Annotated in this window: 18 protein-coding genes; 15 read left to right on the top strand and 3 right to left on the bottom strand. The window is 74.2% G+C overall.

Going from position 1 to position 15,887, the window contains the following annotated elements; all coding sequences use genetic code 11:
* Positions 1–59 precede the first annotated feature (59 nt).
* From glmS to ACFWRV_RS04990, 8 genes are all read left to right on the top strand, one after another.
* Positions 60–1,907: a glutamine--fructose-6-phosphate transaminase (isomerizing) gene (gene glmS, locus ACFWRV_RS05025; RefSeq protein WP_384328386.1), complete on the top strand. Its 1,848-nt coding sequence runs from the start codon at positions 60–62 to the stop codon at positions 1,905–1,907.
* A 41-nt stretch (positions 1,908–1,948) separates the two neighbouring features.
* Complete coding sequence (locus tag ACFWRV_RS05020) at positions 1,949–2,317, top strand: holo-ACP synthase (RefSeq protein WP_384328383.1); 369 nt, start codon at positions 1,949–1,951, stop codon at positions 2,315–2,317.
* A 73-nt stretch (positions 2,318–2,390) separates the two neighbouring features.
* Positions 2,391–3,839, top strand: coding sequence for an NAD(P)H-hydrate dehydratase (locus ACFWRV_RS05015; protein WP_384328380.1), 1,449 nt, complete (start codon positions 2,391–2,393; stop codon positions 3,837–3,839).
* A 45-nt stretch (positions 3,840–3,884) separates the two neighbouring features.
* Positions 3,885–4,265 (top strand): DUF488 domain-containing protein, encoded by a 381-nt coding sequence (locus ACFWRV_RS05010; RefSeq protein ID WP_384328377.1) that lies wholly within the window; start codon positions 3,885–3,887, stop codon positions 4,263–4,265.
* 60 nt (positions 4,266–4,325) lie between these two features.
* The gene (gene alr / locus ACFWRV_RS05005) at positions 4,326–5,498 is read left to right on the top strand and encodes an alanine racemase (protein ID WP_384328374.1); all 1,173 of its coding nucleotides are present in this window, start codon (positions 4,326–4,328) and stop codon (positions 5,496–5,498) included.
* Entirely contained in the window at positions 5,495–6,736 is a 1,242-nt protein-coding gene (locus ACFWRV_RS05000) for an alpha/beta fold hydrolase (protein WP_384328371.1), read from the top strand. Before alr ends, ACFWRV_RS05000 begins: the two co-directional genes overlap by 4 nt.
* Positions 6,705–7,322, top strand: a complete 618-nt coding sequence (tsaE, locus tag ACFWRV_RS04995; RefSeq protein ID WP_384328368.1) for a tRNA (adenosine(37)-N6)-threonylcarbamoyltransferase complex ATPase subunit type 1 TsaE — start codon at positions 6,705–6,707, stop codon at positions 7,320–7,322. The genes ACFWRV_RS05000 and tsaE overlap by 32 nt, the downstream gene beginning before the upstream one ends.
* A 156-nt stretch (positions 7,323–7,478) precedes the next feature.
* On the top strand, positions 7,479–7,670 hold the full coding sequence (locus ACFWRV_RS04990) for a hypothetical protein (protein ID WP_384328365.1): 192 nt from the start codon (positions 7,479–7,481) through the stop codon (positions 7,668–7,670).
* 57 nt (positions 7,671–7,727) lie between these two features.
* On the opposite strand, the gene ACFWRV_RS04985 is transcribed toward ACFWRV_RS04990, so the two are convergent.
* Positions 7,728–8,267 (bottom strand): hypothetical protein, encoded by a 540-nt coding sequence (locus ACFWRV_RS04985; protein WP_384328593.1) that lies wholly within the window; start codon positions 8,265–8,267, stop codon positions 7,728–7,730.
* A gap of 192 nt (positions 8,268–8,459) precedes the next feature.
* Here ACFWRV_RS04985 and tsaB point away from each other — a divergent pair, with 192 nt between their 5' ends.
* The 6 genes from tsaB (at position 8,460) to ACFWRV_RS04955 (ending at position 12,767) form a co-directional block, all read left to right on the top strand.
* The gene (tsaB, locus tag ACFWRV_RS04980; RefSeq protein WP_384328591.1) at positions 8,460–9,107 is read left to right on the top strand and encodes a tRNA (adenosine(37)-N6)-threonylcarbamoyltransferase complex dimerization subunit type 1 TsaB; all 648 of its coding nucleotides are present in this window, start codon (positions 8,460–8,462) and stop codon (positions 9,105–9,107) included.
* Complete coding sequence (gene rimI / locus ACFWRV_RS04975; RefSeq protein WP_384328362.1) at positions 9,104–9,619, top strand: ribosomal protein S18-alanine N-acetyltransferase; 516 nt, start codon at positions 9,104–9,106, stop codon at positions 9,617–9,619. Before tsaB ends, rimI begins: the two co-directional genes overlap by 4 nt.
* Positions 9,619–10,731 carry a tRNA (adenosine(37)-N6)-threonylcarbamoyltransferase complex transferase subunit TsaD gene (gene tsaD / locus ACFWRV_RS04970; protein ID WP_384328359.1) on the top strand — a complete coding sequence of 371 codons (1,113 nt, stop codon included), beginning with the start codon at positions 9,619–9,621 and terminating at the stop codon, positions 10,729–10,731. Before rimI ends, tsaD begins: the two co-directional genes overlap by 1 nt.
* The gene (locus ACFWRV_RS04965; protein WP_384328356.1) at positions 10,728–10,997 is read left to right on the top strand and encodes a hypothetical protein; all 270 of its coding nucleotides are present in this window, start codon (positions 10,728–10,730) and stop codon (positions 10,995–10,997) included. Before tsaD ends, ACFWRV_RS04965 begins: the two co-directional genes overlap by 4 nt.
* 426 nt (positions 10,998–11,423) lie before the next feature.
* Entirely contained in the window at positions 11,424–11,888 is a 465-nt protein-coding gene (locus ACFWRV_RS04960; protein WP_384328354.1) for a VOC family protein, read from the top strand.
* 69 nt (positions 11,889–11,957) lie between these two features.
* Entirely contained in the window at positions 11,958–12,767 is an 810-nt protein-coding gene (locus ACFWRV_RS04955) for a hypothetical protein (protein WP_384328351.1), read from the top strand.
* A gap of 18 nt (positions 12,768–12,785) precedes the next feature.
* Here ACFWRV_RS04955 and ACFWRV_RS04950 read toward each other — a convergent pair whose 3' ends face one another.
* Positions 12,786–14,009: a methyltransferase domain-containing protein gene (locus ACFWRV_RS04950; protein ID WP_384328348.1), complete on the bottom strand. Its 1,224-nt coding sequence runs from the start codon at positions 14,007–14,009 to the stop codon at positions 12,786–12,788.
* A 168-nt stretch (positions 14,010–14,177) separates the two neighbouring features.
* On the opposite strand from ACFWRV_RS04950, the gene ACFWRV_RS04945 reads away from it, so the two are divergent.
* Positions 14,178–15,101, top strand: coding sequence for a polysaccharide deacetylase family protein (locus ACFWRV_RS04945; RefSeq protein ID WP_384328346.1), 924 nt, complete (start codon positions 14,178–14,180; stop codon positions 15,099–15,101).
* 37 nt (positions 15,102–15,138) lie between these two features.
* On the opposite strand, the gene ACFWRV_RS04940 is transcribed toward ACFWRV_RS04945, so the two are convergent.
* A complete protein-coding gene (locus ACFWRV_RS04940) occupies positions 15,139–15,627 on the bottom strand; it encodes a DUF6234 family protein (RefSeq protein WP_384328344.1) in 489 nt (162 codons plus the stop codon).
* Positions 15,628–15,887: the final 260 nt, after the last annotated feature.

The following is a 15,887-nucleotide window of genomic DNA, read 5'->3' as shown; positions in this document are numbered from 1 at the left end:
CATGCCGTCGGGCGCGGCTCGCCCTGCCGTGGGGCCGCCTCCGGCCTTATGGTGCCGCTATGTGCGGAATCGTGGGTTATGTCGGTATGCAGTCGGCGCAGGACGTCGTCGTCGCGGGACTCAAGCGCCTCGAATACCGGGGTTACGACTCGGCGGGCGTCGCCGTTCTCGCGGACGGCGGGCTCGCCGCCGCGAAGAAGGCGGGCAAGCTCGTCAATCTGGAGAAGGAGCTGTCCGCCCGGCCGCTGCCGGCCGGGCGGACCGGCATCGGGCACACCCGCTGGGCGACGCACGGAGCGCCCACCGACGCCAACGCCCACCCGCACCTGGACAACGCGGGCCGGGTCGCGGTCGTGCACAACGGCATCATCGAGAACTTCGCGGCCCTCCGGCGCGAGCTGACCGGGCGCGGGCACGCCCTGGGGTCGGAGACGGACACCGAGGTCGTCGGGCATCTGCTGGCCGAGGCCTTCTCGGCGGGCGGGGACCTGGCGGACGCGATGCGCCAGGTGTGCCGGCGGCTGGAAGGGGCGTTCACCCTCGTCGCCGTGCACGCGGACCAGCCGGACGTGGTGGTCGGCGCCCGGCGCAACTCGCCGCTCGTCGTGGGCGTGGGACAGGGCGAGTGGTTCCTCGCCTCGGACGTCGCCGCCTTCATCGCGCACACCCGCTCCGCGATCGAGCTGGGCCAGGACCAGGTCGTCGAGCTGAGCCCCGAGGGCGTCACCGTCACCGGGTTCGACGGGGAGCCGGCGGACGTACGTGAGTACCACGTCGACTGGGACGCCTCCGCCGCGGAGAAGGGCGGCTACGCCTCCTTCATGCTCAAGGAAATCGCCGACCAGCCCCAGGCCGTCGCCGACACCCTCCTCGGCCGGGTCGACGGCGAAGGCGCGCTCCACCTCGACGAGGTGCGCATCCCGGACGCCGAACTGCGCGAGGTCGACAAGGTCGTCATCGTCGCCTGCGGGACCGCCTTCCACGCCGGGATGATCGCCAAGTACGCCATCGAGCACTGGACGCGGCTGCCCTGCGAGACCGAGCTGGCCAGCGAGTTCCGCTACCGGGACCCGATCCTGGACCAGCGCACCCTCGTCGTCGCCATCTCGCAGTCCGGCGAGACCATGGACACCCTGATGGCCCTGCGGCACGCCCGCGAACAGGGCGCGAAGGTGCTCGCCATCTGCAACACGAACGGCTCGACGATCCCGCGCGAGTCCGACGCCGTGCTCTACACCCACGCCGGGCCCGAGGTCGCCGTCGCCTCCACCAAGGCCTTCCTCACCCAGCTCGTCGCCTGCTACCTCGTCGCCCTCTACCTCGGCCAGGTGCGCGGCACCAAGTGGGGCGACGAGATCCGCACGGTGGTGCGCCAGCTCTCCGCCGTCTCCGGCGAGGTCGACCGCGTCCTGGAGACGATGGGACCCGTGCGCGAGCTGGCCCGGTCGCTCGCCCACCACGACACCGTCCTCTTCGTCGGGCGGCACGTGGGCTACCCGGTCGCCCTCGAAGGCGCGCTCAAGCTCAAGGAACTCGCCTACATGCACGCCGAGGGCTTCGCGGCCGGCGAGCTGAAGCACGGGCCGATCGCGCTCATCGAGGAGGGCCTGCCGGTCGTCGTCATCGTCCCCTCGCCGCGCGGGCGTTCGGTCCTCCACGACAAGATCGTCTCCAACATCCAGGAGATCCGGGCCCGGGGGGCGTGCACGATCGTCGTGGCCGAGGAGGGCGACGAGGCCGTTGTCCCGTACGCCGACCACCTCATCACCGTCCCGGCAACGCCTACGCTGCTTCAGCCGCTGGTCGCCACCGTGCCGCTCCAGGTCTTCGCCTGCGAGCTCGCGACGGCCCGCGGCAACGAGGTGGACCAGCCGCGCAATCTGGCGAAGTCCGTGACCGTGGAGTGAGCCGGGGCGCGCCCGGGTGGCAAGGTGACAAGGGTGGGTTCGTGATCATTGGGGTGGGCATCGACGTGGCCGAGATCGAGCGGTTCGGCGCCGCGCTGGAGCGTACGCCCCAGTTGGCCGACCGGCTCTTCGTCGGGAACGAGCTGACACTGCCGAGCGGCGAGCGGCGCGGGGTCGCCTCGCTCGCCGCCCGGTTCGCCGCGAAGGAGGCCCTGGCCAAGGCGCTCGGCGCACCGGGCGGGCTGCTCTGGAGCGACGCGGAGATCTGGGTCGAGGAGAGCGGGCAGCCCCGGCTGCGGGTTCGCGGCACGGTCGCCGCCCGCGCCGCCGCACTCGGCGTACGGAGCTGGCACGTCTCGCTCAGCCATGACGCGGGGGTGGCGTCGGCGGTGGTCATCGCGGAGGGGTGAGCACCCGCACCGATGAACCCGCCACGCCCCCCGACGCTGGCGTCCGGCTCCGTGATCGCGGAGGGTTGGACCCATGCGACGTGCCTACAGCGTGGAGACCGTACGGGCCGCCGAGGCCGCCCTCAAGCAACGCCTGCCCGAAGGCGCCCTGATGCTGCGCGCCGCCGCAGGGCTCGCCGTGGCCTGCGGCGATCTGCTGCGGCGCAACGGCCGGGTGTACGGGTCCCGGGTCCTGCTCCTCGTCGGCAGCGGCGACAACGGCGGCGACGCGCTCCACGCGGGCGCCCGCCTCGCCCGCCGGGGCGCGGGCGTGCGGGCCCTGCTGCTCGCCCCGGACCGGGTTCACCCGGGCGGCCTCGCCGCGCTGCTGGCGGCCGGGGGGCACGTCGTGGACGGACCGGACGGGCTCGGCGTGCTCGACCTCGTCGTGGACGGCATCACCGGAATCGGCGGGCGCGGCGGGCTGCGCGAGGACGCCACCGAGCTGCTGCACACGGTGACCCGGGACCGTACCCCGGTCATCTCCGTCGACCTGCCGAGCGGCGTGGAGGCCGATACCGGGGAGGTGCACGGCGAGGCCGTCCGGGCGGACGCGACCGTCACCTTCGGCACCTACAAGCCCGGCCTCCTGATCGACCCGGCCGCCGAACACGCCGGGGCCCTGCGGCTGGTGGACATCGGGCTCGGCCCGGAACTGCCCGAGCCGCCGGACCTGGAGGCGCTCCAGTACGCGGACGTCGCGGCGCTGCTGCCGGTCCCGGGCGCGGAGAGCGACAAGTACCGGCGCGGGGTCGTCGGCGTCGTCGCCGGGTCCGAGCGGTACCCGGGCGCGGCGGTCCTCGCGGTCGCGGGCGCGCTGCGCGGCGGGGCCGGGGCCGTGCGGTACGTCGGACCGGGCGCGGACGCGGTGATCGCCCGGTTCCCCGAGGCGCTGGTGCACGCCGGGCCGCCGTCGAAGGCCGGGCGCGTGCAGGCCTGGGTGGTCGGCCCCGGGCTCGGCGACGGGCGGCGGGCCGAGGCGGCCGTCGCCGATGTGCTGGCCGCCGATGTGCCCGTGCTCGTCGACGCGGACGGGCTGCGGCTGCTGGACGCCGAGACCGTACGGACCCGGACCGCCCCGACCGTCCTCACCCCGCACGCGGGGGAGGCGGCGGCGCTGCTGGGCACGGCCCGCGAGGAGGTCGAGTCCGGGCGGCTCACCGCGGTGCGCGAACTGGCCGCCCGCTTCCGCGCCACCGTGCTCCTCAAGGGCTCCACGACCCTGATCGCGGAGGCCCGCGACACCCCCGTACGGGTCAACCCGACCGGCACGTCCTGGCTCGCCACGGCGGGCAGCGGTGATGTGCTCTCCGGGCTGACGGGGTCCCTGCTCGCGGCCGGACTCCCACCGCGCGACGCCGCGTCCGTGGGCGCGTATCTGCACGGTCTCGCCGCCCGGCACGGCTCCGACGGGGCCCCGGTCTCCGCGCAGGACGTCGCCGACGGCATCCCGGCGGCCTGGCGCGACGTGCGGGCGGGGTGAGGCGGGGGCCATGCTGGAAGCTCCGGCGGAAGGGTGGTCCGGACGGTGAGCGAGCCCGTACGCGTACGCAGGGTCTACGACCCGGTCGGGGACGACGACGGCACCCGGGTGCTGGTCGACCGGCTCTGGCCGCGGGGCGTCTCCAGGGAGCGGGCCGCCGTCGACGTGTGGCTGAAGGACGCCACGCCCTCGGACGAGCTGCGCTCCTGGTACCACCAGGACCGCTCCGGCGCGCGCCGCGACGTCTTCGTCGAGCGCTACCGCACCGAGCTGGACGACCCGGCGCACGCGGAGGCGGTCGAGCGGCTGGTGGGCCTGGTGCGCGAGGGCGGACCCGTCACCTTGATCACCGCCGTCAAGGATGTCGAGGACAGCCATGTCCCGGTCCTGGTCGACCACCTCCACCATGTGATGAAACGTACATAAGCCTGGATACCGGCGTGCGCTGCCGGGGAGGCGGCAGACGGCTCTGAGACACTGGGCGCGATGAACGAGACAGCGTCCTTGAGAGCCCGTGCCGAGATCGACCTCGCCGCGCTGCGCGCCAATGTGCGCGTCCTGCGCGAGCGGGCGGCCGGTGCGCAGCTCATGGCCGTGGTGAAGTCCGACGGATACGGGCACGGGGCGGTCCCCTGTGCGAGGGCCGCGCGGGAGGCCGGGGCGGCCTGGCTGGGCACCGCGACCCCGCACGAGGCCCTCGCCCTGCGTGCGGCGGGTCTGGACGGCCGGATCATGTGCTGGCTGTGGACGCCCGGCGGCCCCTGGCGCGAGGCGATCGAGGCCGACATCGACGTGTCGGTCGGCGGCATGTGGGCGCTGCGCGAGGTCGTCGCCGCCGCCGAGGCCGCGGACCGCCCCGCCCGCGTCCAGCTCAAGGCCGACACCGGCCTCGGCCGGGGCGGCTGCCAACCCGCCGACTGGCCCGAACTGGTCACCGAGGCCCGCGCCGCCGAACGGACCGGACACGTCCGGATCACCGGCCTGTGGTCGCACTTCGCCTGCGCCGACGAACCGGGCCACCCCTCGATCGCCGCCCAGCTCGACGTGTACCGCGACATGGTGGCGTACGCCGAGAAGGAGGGTGTCGACCCCGAGGTCCGGCACATGGCCAACTCCCCGGCCACGCTCACGGTCCCCGAGGCGCACTTCGACCTCGTGCGGACCGGCATCGCGATGTACGGCATCTCGCCCGCGCCCGAGCTGGGCACGTCCGCCGGCCTCGGGCTGCGCCCCGTGATGACGCTCGCCGCGGCCGTCGCCCTGGTCAAGGACGCCCCGGCCGGACACGGCGTCAGCTACGGCCACCACTACACGACGTCCGGCGAGACGACACTCGGCCTGATCCCCGTCGGCTACGCGGACGGCGTCCCGCGCCACGCGTCCGGCAGCGGGCCTGTCCTGGTCGGCGGGAAGGTGCGCACGGTCGCGGGCCGCGTCGCCATGGACCAGTTCGTCGTCGACCTCGACGGCGACCGGCCCGAGGCGGGCGCGGAAGCGGTGCTGTTCGGGCCGGGCGACCGGGGCGAGCCGACCGCGCAGGACTGGGCGGAGGCCGCCGACACCATCGCCTACGAGATCGTCACCCGCATCGGCGCCCGGGTGCCCAGGGTGTACGTGAACGAGACGGCCGACGAGCTGACCGGGGGCGCGGCGCAGTGAGCGAGAGCAGCGCGGAGGCCGTCGTGGCCGCGACCGCCGTCACCGCGGCCACCGCGGCCGGCTGGCGTCGGGCCGGGATCGCCGGGGCCGCGATAGGGGTGCTCGCCGCGGGGGCGGCGGCCGGGGTCGCCGTCGAGCGGCTCACGGTCGGGCGCGGCATGCGCAAGAAGGCACGCCTCGCACTGGACGCGACCGGGCCCTACGGCTCGCTGCGCGGCATGCCGGGCCGGGCCGTCGCCGACGACGGCACCGAGCTGTACTACGAGATCGACGAGATCGAGGCCGACGAGGACGAGGGCTCGGCCGGGCCCGCCGGCCGCCGCCGGCGGCTCTTCGGACGCAAGGCCCCCGCGCCGGTCACCGTCGTCTTCAGCCACGGCTACTGCCTCGGCCAGGACTCCTGGCACTTCCAGCGGGCCGCCCTGCGCGGCCTCGTGCGGACCGTCTACTGGGACCAGCGCAGCCACGGCCGCTCCGAGCGGGGCCGGTCCCAGGCGGGCGGGGTGCCGGTCGGCATCGACCAGCTCGGCCGCGACCTGAAGGCGGTCATCGACGCGGCGGCCCCCGAGGGCCCGCTGGTGCTGGCCGGGCACTCCATGGGCGGCATGACGATGATGGCGCTGGCCGACCAGTACCCGGCCCTGATCCGGGACCGGGTCGCCGCCGTCGCCCTGATCGGCACCTCCAGCGGCAAGCTCGGCGAGGTCAACTTCGGGCTGCCGGTGGCGGGCGTGAACGCGGTGCGCCGGGTGCTGCCGGGCGTGCTGAAGGCGCTCGGCTCGCAGGCGGAGCTGGTGGAGAAGGGGCGGCGGGCCACGGCGGACCTCTTCGCCGGGCTGATCAAGCGGTACTCGTTCGGTTCGCGGGACGTGGATCCGGCGGTGTCCCGGTTCGCCGAACGGCTGATCGAGTCCACCCCGATCGACGTGGTCGCCGAGTTCTACCCGGCGTTCACCGAGCACGACAAGAGCGGCGCGCTGCCCGCGTTCCGGGACGTGCCGGTGCTGATCCTGGCCGGGGACAAGGACCTGGTGACCCCCAGCTCGCACAGCGAGGCCATCGCGGACGTCCTGCCCGACGCCGAGCTGGTGATCGTGCCGGACGCCGGGCACCTGGTGATGCTGGAGCACCCGGAGACCGTCACGGACCGGCTGGCCGACCTGCTCGTACGCAGCGGCACCGTGCCGGCCGCTAACGTTGGCGGACATGGAAGCACCGCACAACAGCCCGGCCGCTGAGACCGCTCCGCAGGCCACGGGGGCGACCGCCCCCGAGCCCGCCACGACGACCGCCGGGGCCGCACCCGAAGCCGTCGCCGTGCCGGAAGCCGGGCCCGTACCCGAAGCCGTCGCCGTGACGCTCACCGTCACGTCCCCCGAACAGATGCAGGACCTGGGCCGCCGCCTCGCCCGGGTGCTGGCCCCCGGCGACCTGGTGATGCTCACGGGCGAGCTGGGCGCCGGGAAGACGACGCTCACCCGGGGCCTGGGCGAGGGCCTCGGCGTGCGCGGCGCGGTCACCTCCCCGACCTTCGTCATCGCCCGCGTCCACCCCTCCCTGGTCGAGGGCCCCGCCCTGGTCCACGTCGACGCGTACCGCCTGGGCGGCGGGCTCGACGAGATGGAGGACCTGGACCTGGACGTGTCGCTGCCGGAGTCGGTGGTGGTCGTGGAGTGGGGCGACGGCAAGGTCGAGGAGCTCTCGGAGGACCGGCTGCGGGTCCTCATCGACCGCGCGACCGGCGACACGGACGACGAACGGCGCGAGGTGACCCTGGTCGGCATCGGGGCGCGCTGGGCGGGGCTGCGGGAGGAGCTGGCGTAACGCCCCGGTCGGGGCCCGCCGGCGGACCGGCACTGGCCTTCCCGACAGGGCGTCGGTAAATTGTTGCGCGGAGGGCCGTGGTCGTGGTCACATGGGTACGAGACGTGGTTAGGTTTACCTAACCTCGCCCTCCACCGGAGCACCCAGGAGGCATCCATGCCGACGCCCGAGCGCGCAGCGCAGCCGCGACCGACTCCGTCCGCCCTGTCGATGAAAGACCTGCTGGCCTCGTGCGCCGCGGCCACCGCGGTCTCCACCCCGCCGAGCGACGCGGCGAGCGAGCCGCACGCGGAGGGCGGGAACGAGGAGAGCGGCCACGGGAACGCGGTCCGGCGGCGGGCGGCGTAAGAGCCTTCCGAGGTCCGTGCGGGCCTGCGGGACGAGCTTTCCCGGGGCCCCGCGGGCCTACGGGACGACGACGACCTTCGCGCCGACCGTCGCGAAGGTCCACATCGCGTTGCCGTCCGAGCGCTTCATCCGGACGCCGCCGGTCTTCGACGTCGGGTCCGGGCTGGCCATCGAGCCGTCCTGCGCGGCGCTGAAGCCGATCGCCACCTCGTCCACGTTCGCGAAGCGGACCACGTGCTCGATCGGGACGCCGTCCGAGCCCTGGACCGTGCCCGAGCGCGAGGTGACCTTGTGGACCCCGGGCGGCGGGCTGACGGGGCTCGGCATGACCGTGAAGGTCCGGATCGACTTCTCGTCCTCGTTGACCAGCCACACCCGGCGGTCCTTCAGCGCGTACACCACGCGCTCGCCCTTGCCGGAGGAGGCCGGGACCGCCAGTGGGTCGGCCGGCGGCTTCGGCTTGGCGGAGGGCCGCGCCGAGGCCGAGGCGGAGCTCTTCGGGCCCGGCGAGGAGGCCACCGATCCGGGGGCGCTGGCCGAGGCCTGGTAAGCGAGGAAGGCGACCGCGGCGACCGCCGCGGCGGTGAGCCCGGCCACGATTCCCGAGCTGCTCCTTGCCACCGTGAACTCCCCTTTCGACGGCCGTCTGCCGCATGTCGTACAAGCGTTTACGTCGTACCCGCGGATACCCGGTGACGGTAGCAGCAGCGCGGGCACGGACCGGGACGCCGTACGGACGCCGTAACGCCGTCGGCGGAGCCGTAGGCTGTTTGCGTGCTCTTGCTCGCCATGGATACCGCCACGCCCGCCGTCACCGTCGCCCTGCACGACGGTACGTCCGTCATCGCCTCCTCCGGGCAGGTCGACGCCCGCCGGCACGGGGAACTGCTGCTCCCCGCCGTCGACCGCGTCCTCGCCGAGGCCGGGACGAAGCTCGACGCCGTGACGGGCGTGGTCGTGGGCGTCGGCCCCGGCCCGTACACCGGCCTGCGGGTCGGCCTGGTCACCGCCGCCACCTTCGGCTCCGCCCTCTCCGTACCGGTCCACGGTCTGTGCACCCTGGACGGGCTCGCGTACGCCGCGGGGCAGGCCGGTCTGGAAGGGCCGTTCGCCGTGGCGACGGACGCCCGCCGCAAGGAGGTGTACTGGGCTCGGTACGAGGACGCCCGCACCCGTTCGGGCGAACCCGCCGTCGACCGGCCCGCCGACATCGCCGAAGCCCTCGCCGGGCTTCCCGTGGTCGGCGCCGGCGCGGTGCTCTACCCCGACGCCTTCCCGGACGCGCGCGGCCCCGAGCACGTCGCCGCCGGGGCGCTCGCCGCGCTCGCCGCCGAGCGGCTGGCCGCCGGGCAGGAACTGCTGGAGCCGCAGCCGCTCTATCTGCGCCGGCCCGACGCCCAGGTCCCGAAGAACTACAAGGTGGTCACCCCCAAGTGAGCGCCACCACCGCCGTACTGCGCGAGATGCGCTGGTGGGACATCGAACCGGTGCTGGAGCTCGAACACGCGCTGTTCCCGGACGACGCCTGGTCGCCCGGCATGTTCTGGTCCGAGCTGGCGCACGCCCGCGGCCCCGGCGCCACCCGCCACTACGTCGTCGCCGAGGAGTCCGCCACCGGGCGTATCGTCGGATACGCGGGGCTCGCCGCCCTCGGCGACCTCTCCGACGTCCAGACGATCGCGGTCAGCCGTGCGGCCTGGGGCACCGGCCTCGGCTCCGAGCTCCTCGCCGATCTGCTGAAGGCAGCAACCGCCTTCGAGTGCGCCACCGTGCTGCTGGAGGTCCGGGTCGACAACGCCCGGGCGCAGAAGCTGTACGAGCGCTTCGGTTTCGAGCCGATCGGCTTCCGGCGCGGCTACTACCAGCCGGGGAACATCGACGCCCTGGTCATGCGCCTCACCATGCACGAACACGTAGCGGACAACGCACCAGAGACCGGGACTGAATGATGGCTGCCGACGAACCCCTCGTACTCGGCATCGAGACCTCCTGCGACGAGACCGGCGTGGGCATCGTGCGCGGCACGACGCTGCTCGCCGACGCCGTCGCCTCCAGCGTCGACACCCACGCCCGCTTCGGCGGCGTCGTCCCGGAGATCGCCTCCCGCGCCCACCTGGAGGCGATGGTCCCCACCATCGAGCGCGCCCTGAAGGAGGCGGGCGTCAGCGCCCGCGACCTCGACGGGATCGCCGTCACCTCCGGCCCCGGGCTCGCCGGAGCCCTGCTCGTCGGCGTCTCGGCCGCGAAGGCGTACGCGTACGCGCTCGGCAAGCCGCTCTACGGGGTCAACCACCTCGCCTCGCACATCTGCGTCGACCAGCTGGAGCACGGGCCGCTGCCCGAGCCGACGATGGCCCTGCTGGTCAGCGGCGGCCACTCCTCGCTCCTGCTGGCCCCCGACATCACCAGCGACGTCCGCCCGCTCGGCGCGACGATCGACGACGCGGCGGGCGAGGCGTTCGACAAGATCGCCCGGGTGCTGGATCTGGGCTTCCCCGGCGGCCCCGTGATCGACCGGCTCGCGAAGGAGGGCGACCCGAAGTCCATCGCCTTCCCCCGCGGTCTGACCGGCCCGCGCGACGCCCCGTACGACTTCTCCTTCTCCGGTCTGAAGACGTCGGTGGCGCGCTGGATCGAGGCGAAGCGCGCGGCGGGCGAGGAGGTGCCGGTACGGGATGTGGCGGCGTCCTTCCAGGAGGCCGTGGTGGACGTGCTCACCCGCAAGGCGGTCCGGGCCTGCAAGGACGAGGGCGTCGACCACCTGATGATCGGCGGCGGCGTCGCGGCCAACTCCCGGCTGCGCGCCCTGGCCCTGGAGCGGTGCGAGCGGGCCGGCATCCGGCTGCGGGTGCCGCGCCCGAAGCTCTGCACCGACAACGGCGCGATGGTCGCGGCGCTCGGCGCGGAGATGGTCGCCCGCAACCGGCTCCCCTCCGACCTGGAGCTGTCCGCCGACTCCTCGCTGCCGGTCACGGAGCCGCACGTGCCCGGCGCCCACCACGCCGCTTCTCCTGCGCACGACCACGTGCACGAGATCAGCAAGGACAACCTGTACTCATGAGCGCCTCGGCCATCGTCCTGATGTGGGAGGCCCGCGCCGCCGAGGGCCGCGGCGGCGAACTGCTGGAGTGGGCGCGGGCGCGCGCCGCGGAGCTGGCCCGCGAGCCGCACCGCACCGAACTGCTGCGTGCCCCGCAGGACCGGGTGCTGGTGATGACCTGGTGGCGGGACGCCTCGTACGGTGACGACCTCCCCGAACTCCCCGAGCCCGCCGCCGCCCTGATCACCCGCCCGGTGCACCGCTGGCGGTTCGAGGCGGTGGGCTGAGCCCCACCCCGGCGGGCGAACCTGTTCTGCCTGCTGCCGGCCTCCGCCCAGTTCGGCGCGTTCTGTCTGCTCCTTCGGCATCGGTCTGTGCTGCGTCCCGCTCGGCACCGCCGCCACCAGGGACCTGGCGTACCCCGAGACCGGCATGGCCTCGGGATACGCGGCTGCCTTCTGGGCCGCTGCGGGGCCTCCTGGCGGCAGCAGCCCTGGCGGCGTACGTCCTGCTGCCCGCGGAGCGGAAGACCTCCGCGGGGCCGGTCGCCGTGGAGCCGGAGCGGGGCGCGCGGCCACCCCGTGAGCCCGCCCGGGTGCGGGGCGAGGGGGCCGTGGCGTGTCCGATGAGTTCGCGTGCCCGGGGCGGTCTACCTTCCACGACGTGCGGACCGGCCGGCCCGGACGCGTGGACGGCCCGACGAGGAGAAGACCATGCAGAAGATCACCCCCTGTCTCTGGTACGACGGCCAAGCGAAGGAGGCGGCCGAGCACTACATCGCGATCTTCGGCGGTGACTCCCGCATCCGGGACATCACCTACTACGGCGCGGAGGCCCCCGGCGAGACGGGTTCCGTGCTGACCGTCGACTTCCGGCTCGCGGGCCAGGACTACGTGGGGCTCAACGGCGGCCCGCAGTTCCCGTTCACCGAGGCGATCTCGCTCTCCGTGGACTGCGCCGACCAGGCCGAGGTGGACCGGTTCTGGGACGCGCTCTCCGAGGGCGGGGAGGAGGGCCAGTGCGGCTGGCTCAAGGACCGGTTCGGGGTCTCCTGGCAGATCGTCCCGAACGAGCTGCCCCGGCTGCTCGCCGACCCGGACCCGGCGAAGGCGGACCGGGCCATGAAGGCGATGCTCGGCATGGGCAAGCTGGACATCCAGGCCCTGCGCGACGCCTGAACGGGCGCACGGCGCGGAGGGCCTGAGCGAGCGCGTGGCCCCGGTGGCCCGATCGGTAGTGTTCTGCCCATGCCACACCGTGCCCCGCTTCCGCCGCCTCCTCCGCCCGTCGAGATCCGCTCCTGGCCCGACCGCGAGGCGATGCTCGCCGACCGGGCGGTGGTCCTGGGCGAGTTGGTGAAGATGCACGTGGGGCCGGGGCGGCTCGGGCTGCTGTGGATGTGGGCCGCGCTCGCCGCGATCGGCTGGAGCCTGGTGGGCTCGGCCGTCGTCATGTTCGAGCAGGCGGTCGACTTCTTCAGCGGCATCGCCGGGGGCGTCTGTCTGGTCATCGGCGCGGTGGTCCTGATCCCGGCCGTCGCCTTCGTCTGCCTGGGCATCGCCCGGGACCGCGAGGTCCGGTCGCTGCTGGACGCGTGGGGTGCGCTGGACCGCGACCCGGAGCGCGACCGGCCGCTGCGGCGGCCCGGGCTGAGCCTCGCCTGGCTGCTGCTGTCGTTCGTCCTGGGCGCGGCGGGGCTGGCCCTCTGCGTCATCGGGCCCGCGAGCGCGCGGCCCGGCCGGGAGACGTACGGGCTCGTCGCCCTGGTCATGGGCGTCGGCATGGTCGCGTGGCTGACCGCGCTGCTCGGCGCCGTGAAGGCCCTGGCGCACCGCCGCTGGGTGGTGCGCGTCCTGATGGGGGCCGGAACCGCGACGGGGGCCGGAACCGCGACGGGGGCCGGAACCGCGACGGGGGCCGGAACCGCGACCGGGGCCGGGACCGGGGCCGGAACCCCGACCGGGGCGGGGGCCGGGACCGGGGCTGCGGGGCCGCCGGCCGCGCGGGAGCCCGAGCGCCCGCCCTTCACCCGCACCGGCGGACCCGGCCACCGCTGAGCCGATTCGGTCGTGCGGTCAGCCCAGCGGGTGGCCGATCAGCATCGTCGGCGCCCCCGCCACCCGGGTCAGGAACACCGTCGCCGAGCCCGGTCCGCTCAGCTTCATCCGGCGGCGCAGCTCCTCCGGTTCGACCGCCGAGCCGCGCTTCTTGACGGTGAGCACGCCGACCTGACGCTCCCGCAGCAGCGCCTTCAGCTTCTTCATGTTGAACGGCAGCTGATCGGTGATCCCGTACCCGGAGACGTACGGGGAGGAGTACGGCACGTCGTTCGTGATGTACGCGATCGTCTCGTCCACCAGCCGCCCGCCGCACCGCTCCACGAGGTCGGCGACGAGGTGGGCCCGGATCACCGCGCCGTCCGGCTCGTACAGATAGCGCCCGACCGGGCCGACCGGCGGGGCCGGCAGCGGGGCCGGGGCGGTCAGGGTCGCCCCGGCGGGCAGCAGCGTGGCCCGGAACGCGCCGGGCGCGAAGCCCTCCCCGTACCAGAGCACCGCCTCCTTCACGTCCCCGCCGTCCGAGATCCACTCGGCCTCCGCCTCCGGGCCGATCGCCTCGTGCGGGATGCCCGGGGCGATCTTCAGGGCCGCCCTGGGAGCCTTCAGCGCGGCGGCCGTGGCCCAGGAGAGCGGCGGTGAGTACGCCTCCGGATCGAAGATCCTGCCGCGTCCGCCCCGCCGGGCCGGGTCCACGAAGACCGCGTCGTACGGGGCGGTGTCGATCTCCGTGACATCGGCGCACCGGACCTCGATCAGCCCGTCCAGGCCGAGCGCCGCCGCGTTGGCGCGGGCCACCTCGGCGGTCAGCGGATCGCGGTCCACGGCGAGCACCGAGATCCCGGCGCGGGCCAGCGCGATCGCGTCGCCGCCGATGCCGCAGCACAGGTCCGCCACGCTCCGCACGCCGAGCCCGGCGAACCGGGCGGCGCGGTGGGCGGCGACCGAGGTGCGGGTGGCCTGCTCGACCCCGTTGGGCGTGAAGAACATCCGGTAGGCGTCCTCGGCCCCGAACTTGGCCACCGCCCGCTGCCGCAGCCGGGCCTGGCCGAGCGCCGCCGACACCAGCTCCGCCGGGTGCGTGCGGCGCAGCCGCGTCGCGGTGGCCAGCTCGTCGGCGGGGTCGTGGTCGCGCAGCTCGGCCAGCAGCCGCTCGCCCTCGGGGGTGCGCAGCGCGGCGAAGGCGGCGCGGGCGGGGTCGTCGGACGGGGCGGCGGGGGTCGATGCGTTCACCCGGTCCATTGTGGGCCAGCCGGGGGCAGGTCCCGTCCGGCCCCGGGGCCGGTGCGAGTCCCTGTGGGCCGGCCGGGGGACGGCGCCGGTCCGCTCGCGGTGTCGAAAGGGCGCACGGGCCGACGGCTGGCAGGATGCGGCGCCATGCAGCTAGTACGACAAAAAGAAAAATCAGCCATGAAGCGGCACAGGTCGGGCGTCGTCGTGCTGGCGGCCCTGCTGGCCGCCGCCGTCGCCTCCGGATGCGCGGCGGAGACCGGCGGCAGCGGCGCGGGTGCCCCCGGCGGGCCCGCGAAGCCCACCGCCGGCCCGTCGGGCGACGCGGCCCCGCAGGCCGGGCCCGGCCGGGCCCCGGACACGTACGCCGAGACGGTCAGGAAGAAGCAGGCCGCACGCGCCGTCGCCGCGAAGAAGTGGGGGCTCGCCAAGGCCCCGCTCGCTCCCCCCGAGCCGCCGAAGGTGAAGCCGCGCATCACCACCCGCAAGGGCTTCGAGGTCCGCGACGACGCGGGCCTGCCGCCCGTCTTCACCACCGTCCCGACCAAGGAGAAGATCGTCTTCCTGACGATGGACGACGGGGCGGAGAAGGATCCCGAGCTGCTGCGGATGATGACCGAACTGGACATCCCGTACAGCGCGTTCGTCAGTGACTACGTCATCAACGACGACTACGGCTACTTCAAGAAGATGCAGAAGCGCGGGGTGGTCATCAGCAACCACACGCTCAACCACCGCTATCTGCCCGGCCTCTCCCACGCCCAGCAGAAGCGGGAGATCTGCGGCCAGCAGGAGAAGATCCTCAAGCACTACGGCAAGCGCCCCACCCTCTTCCGCCCGCCCTACGGCAACTACAACCGCGACACCCTCGTCGTCGCCAAGTCCTGCGGGATCACCGCCGTACCCCTGTGGTCGTCCGAGGCCTTCCCCGACCACATGGAATGGCGCGAGTGGGACCGGGACCTGCACCCCGGCGACATCGTCCTCACCCACTTCCGGGGCAAGGAGGACTGGAAGGGCTCGATGCCCGACATGATCCGCCGGGTCATGAAGACCATCACGGACAAGGGGTACGCGGTGGCGAAGCTGGAGGACTACGTCTGACCGGCGCCCTTCCCCGCGCCCGGCCGCGAATGCGCGCTCAGCCTCCGCTGCGCGCGCATTCGTCGTTGTCGCCGCCGCTGAGGCAGGGCGGGGAGTTCCAGGTGGGAGCGGGTTCCGGAGCCTCCCGGCCGGTTCCCTGCGCGGCGGACGCCAGGACCGCCACACCCAGCGCCATCGCGACGACCACCTGCATCCCGCCGGACCAGAGCCATCCGCCGCGCAGCAACGCCGCGGCGAGGCAGGCGACCAGGAGGGCGAGGACGCCGAGAACGACGATCGGCGTCCAGCCCGTGCCCGGGTCCGCGGGCGGCGGCCCGGACACCTCGCCCTCGGCCGCCTCCCGCGACCGCGCCAGGCCCCGCAGCACCAGCCACACCGTCAGCAACGCCCCGAGCGACGCCTCCGCGACCACCAGCAGCAGGCCCACCAACGGATCCGCGCACCCGCCCGGGTTCGACGACGGCTGCCGCGGGGCGTCGGCTCTCTCGTCCGGCCGTCCGGGCAGGCGGCTCTCGGGTCGCGTCATCTCCGTACCGTCGTACGGAACGCGACGCTCCACCCCAGCGTTGTCCGGACGGTGACCGGATGGAGCCCGGGCCGAGACGGCGCGAGGGTGGTGAATTGGCACTCCGCTTGACCGAGTGCTAATCGCGGTCATAGTCTCGGGTCTGGCACTCCCCCCTGGAGAGTGCCAGCACCACACTGTGCGACAGGGCAGGTCCGGCACCCGCGACGACGGATCGGTCTGGTCGCCACCCACAGACTGTTAAACCCCGTGAGATCTCC

The organism is Streptomyces sp. NPDC058576 (assembly GCF_042718715.1).
In the GTDB taxonomy this organism is placed as follows: Bacteria; Actinomycetota; Actinomycetes; order Streptomycetales; family Streptomycetaceae; genus Streptomyces.
This window is presented reverse-complemented; position numbering and strand designations above follow the sequence as displayed.

What these genes read in the sequence shown, in the direction of transcription:
- glmS (WP_384328386.1), top strand. Translation starts at nt 60, where the DNA reads ATGTGCGGAATCGTGGGTTATGTCGGTATGCAGTCGGCGCAGGACGTC.
- ACFWRV_RS05015 (WP_384328380.1), top strand. Translation starts at nt 2,391, where the DNA reads ATGCGACGTGCCTACAGCGTGGAGACCGTACGGGCCGCCGAGGCCGCC.
- alr (WP_384328374.1), top strand. Translation starts at nt 4,326, where the DNA reads ATGAACGAGACAGCGTCCTTGAGAGCCCGTGCCGAGATCGACCTCGCC.
- tsaE (WP_384328368.1), top strand. Translation starts at nt 6,705, where the DNA reads ATGGAAGCACCGCACAACAGCCCGGCCGCTGAGACCGCTCCGCAGGCC.
- ACFWRV_RS04990 (WP_384328365.1), top strand. Translation starts at nt 7,479, where the DNA reads ATGCCGACGCCCGAGCGCGCAGCGCAGCCGCGACCGACTCCGTCCGCC.
- tsaB (WP_384328591.1), top strand. Translation starts at nt 8,460, where the DNA reads ATGGATACCGCCACGCCCGCCGTCACCGTCGCCCTGCACGACGGTACG.
- tsaD (WP_384328359.1), top strand. Translation starts at nt 9,619, where the DNA reads ATGGCTGCCGACGAACCCCTCGTACTCGGCATCGAGACCTCCTGCGAC.
- ACFWRV_RS04965 (WP_384328356.1), top strand. Translation starts at nt 10,728, where the DNA reads ATGAGCGCCTCGGCCATCGTCCTGATGTGGGAGGCCCGCGCCGCCGAG.
- ACFWRV_RS04960 (WP_384328354.1), top strand. Translation starts at nt 11,424, where the DNA reads ATGCAGAAGATCACCCCCTGTCTCTGGTACGACGGCCAAGCGAAGGAG.
- ACFWRV_RS04955 (WP_384328351.1), top strand. Translation starts at nt 11,958, where the DNA reads ATGCCACACCGTGCCCCGCTTCCGCCGCCTCCTCCGCCCGTCGAGATC.
- ACFWRV_RS04950 (WP_384328348.1), bottom strand. Translation starts at nt 14,009, where the DNA reads ATGGACCGGGTGAACGCATCGACCCCCGCCGCCCCGTCCGACGACCCC.
- ACFWRV_RS04945 (WP_384328346.1), top strand. Translation starts at nt 14,178, where the DNA reads ATGAAGCGGCACAGGTCGGGCGTCGTCGTGCTGGCGGCCCTGCTGGCC.
- ACFWRV_RS04940 (WP_384328344.1), bottom strand. Translation starts at nt 15,627, where the DNA reads ATGACGCGACCCGAGAGCCGCCTGCCCGGACGGCCGGACGAGAGAGCC.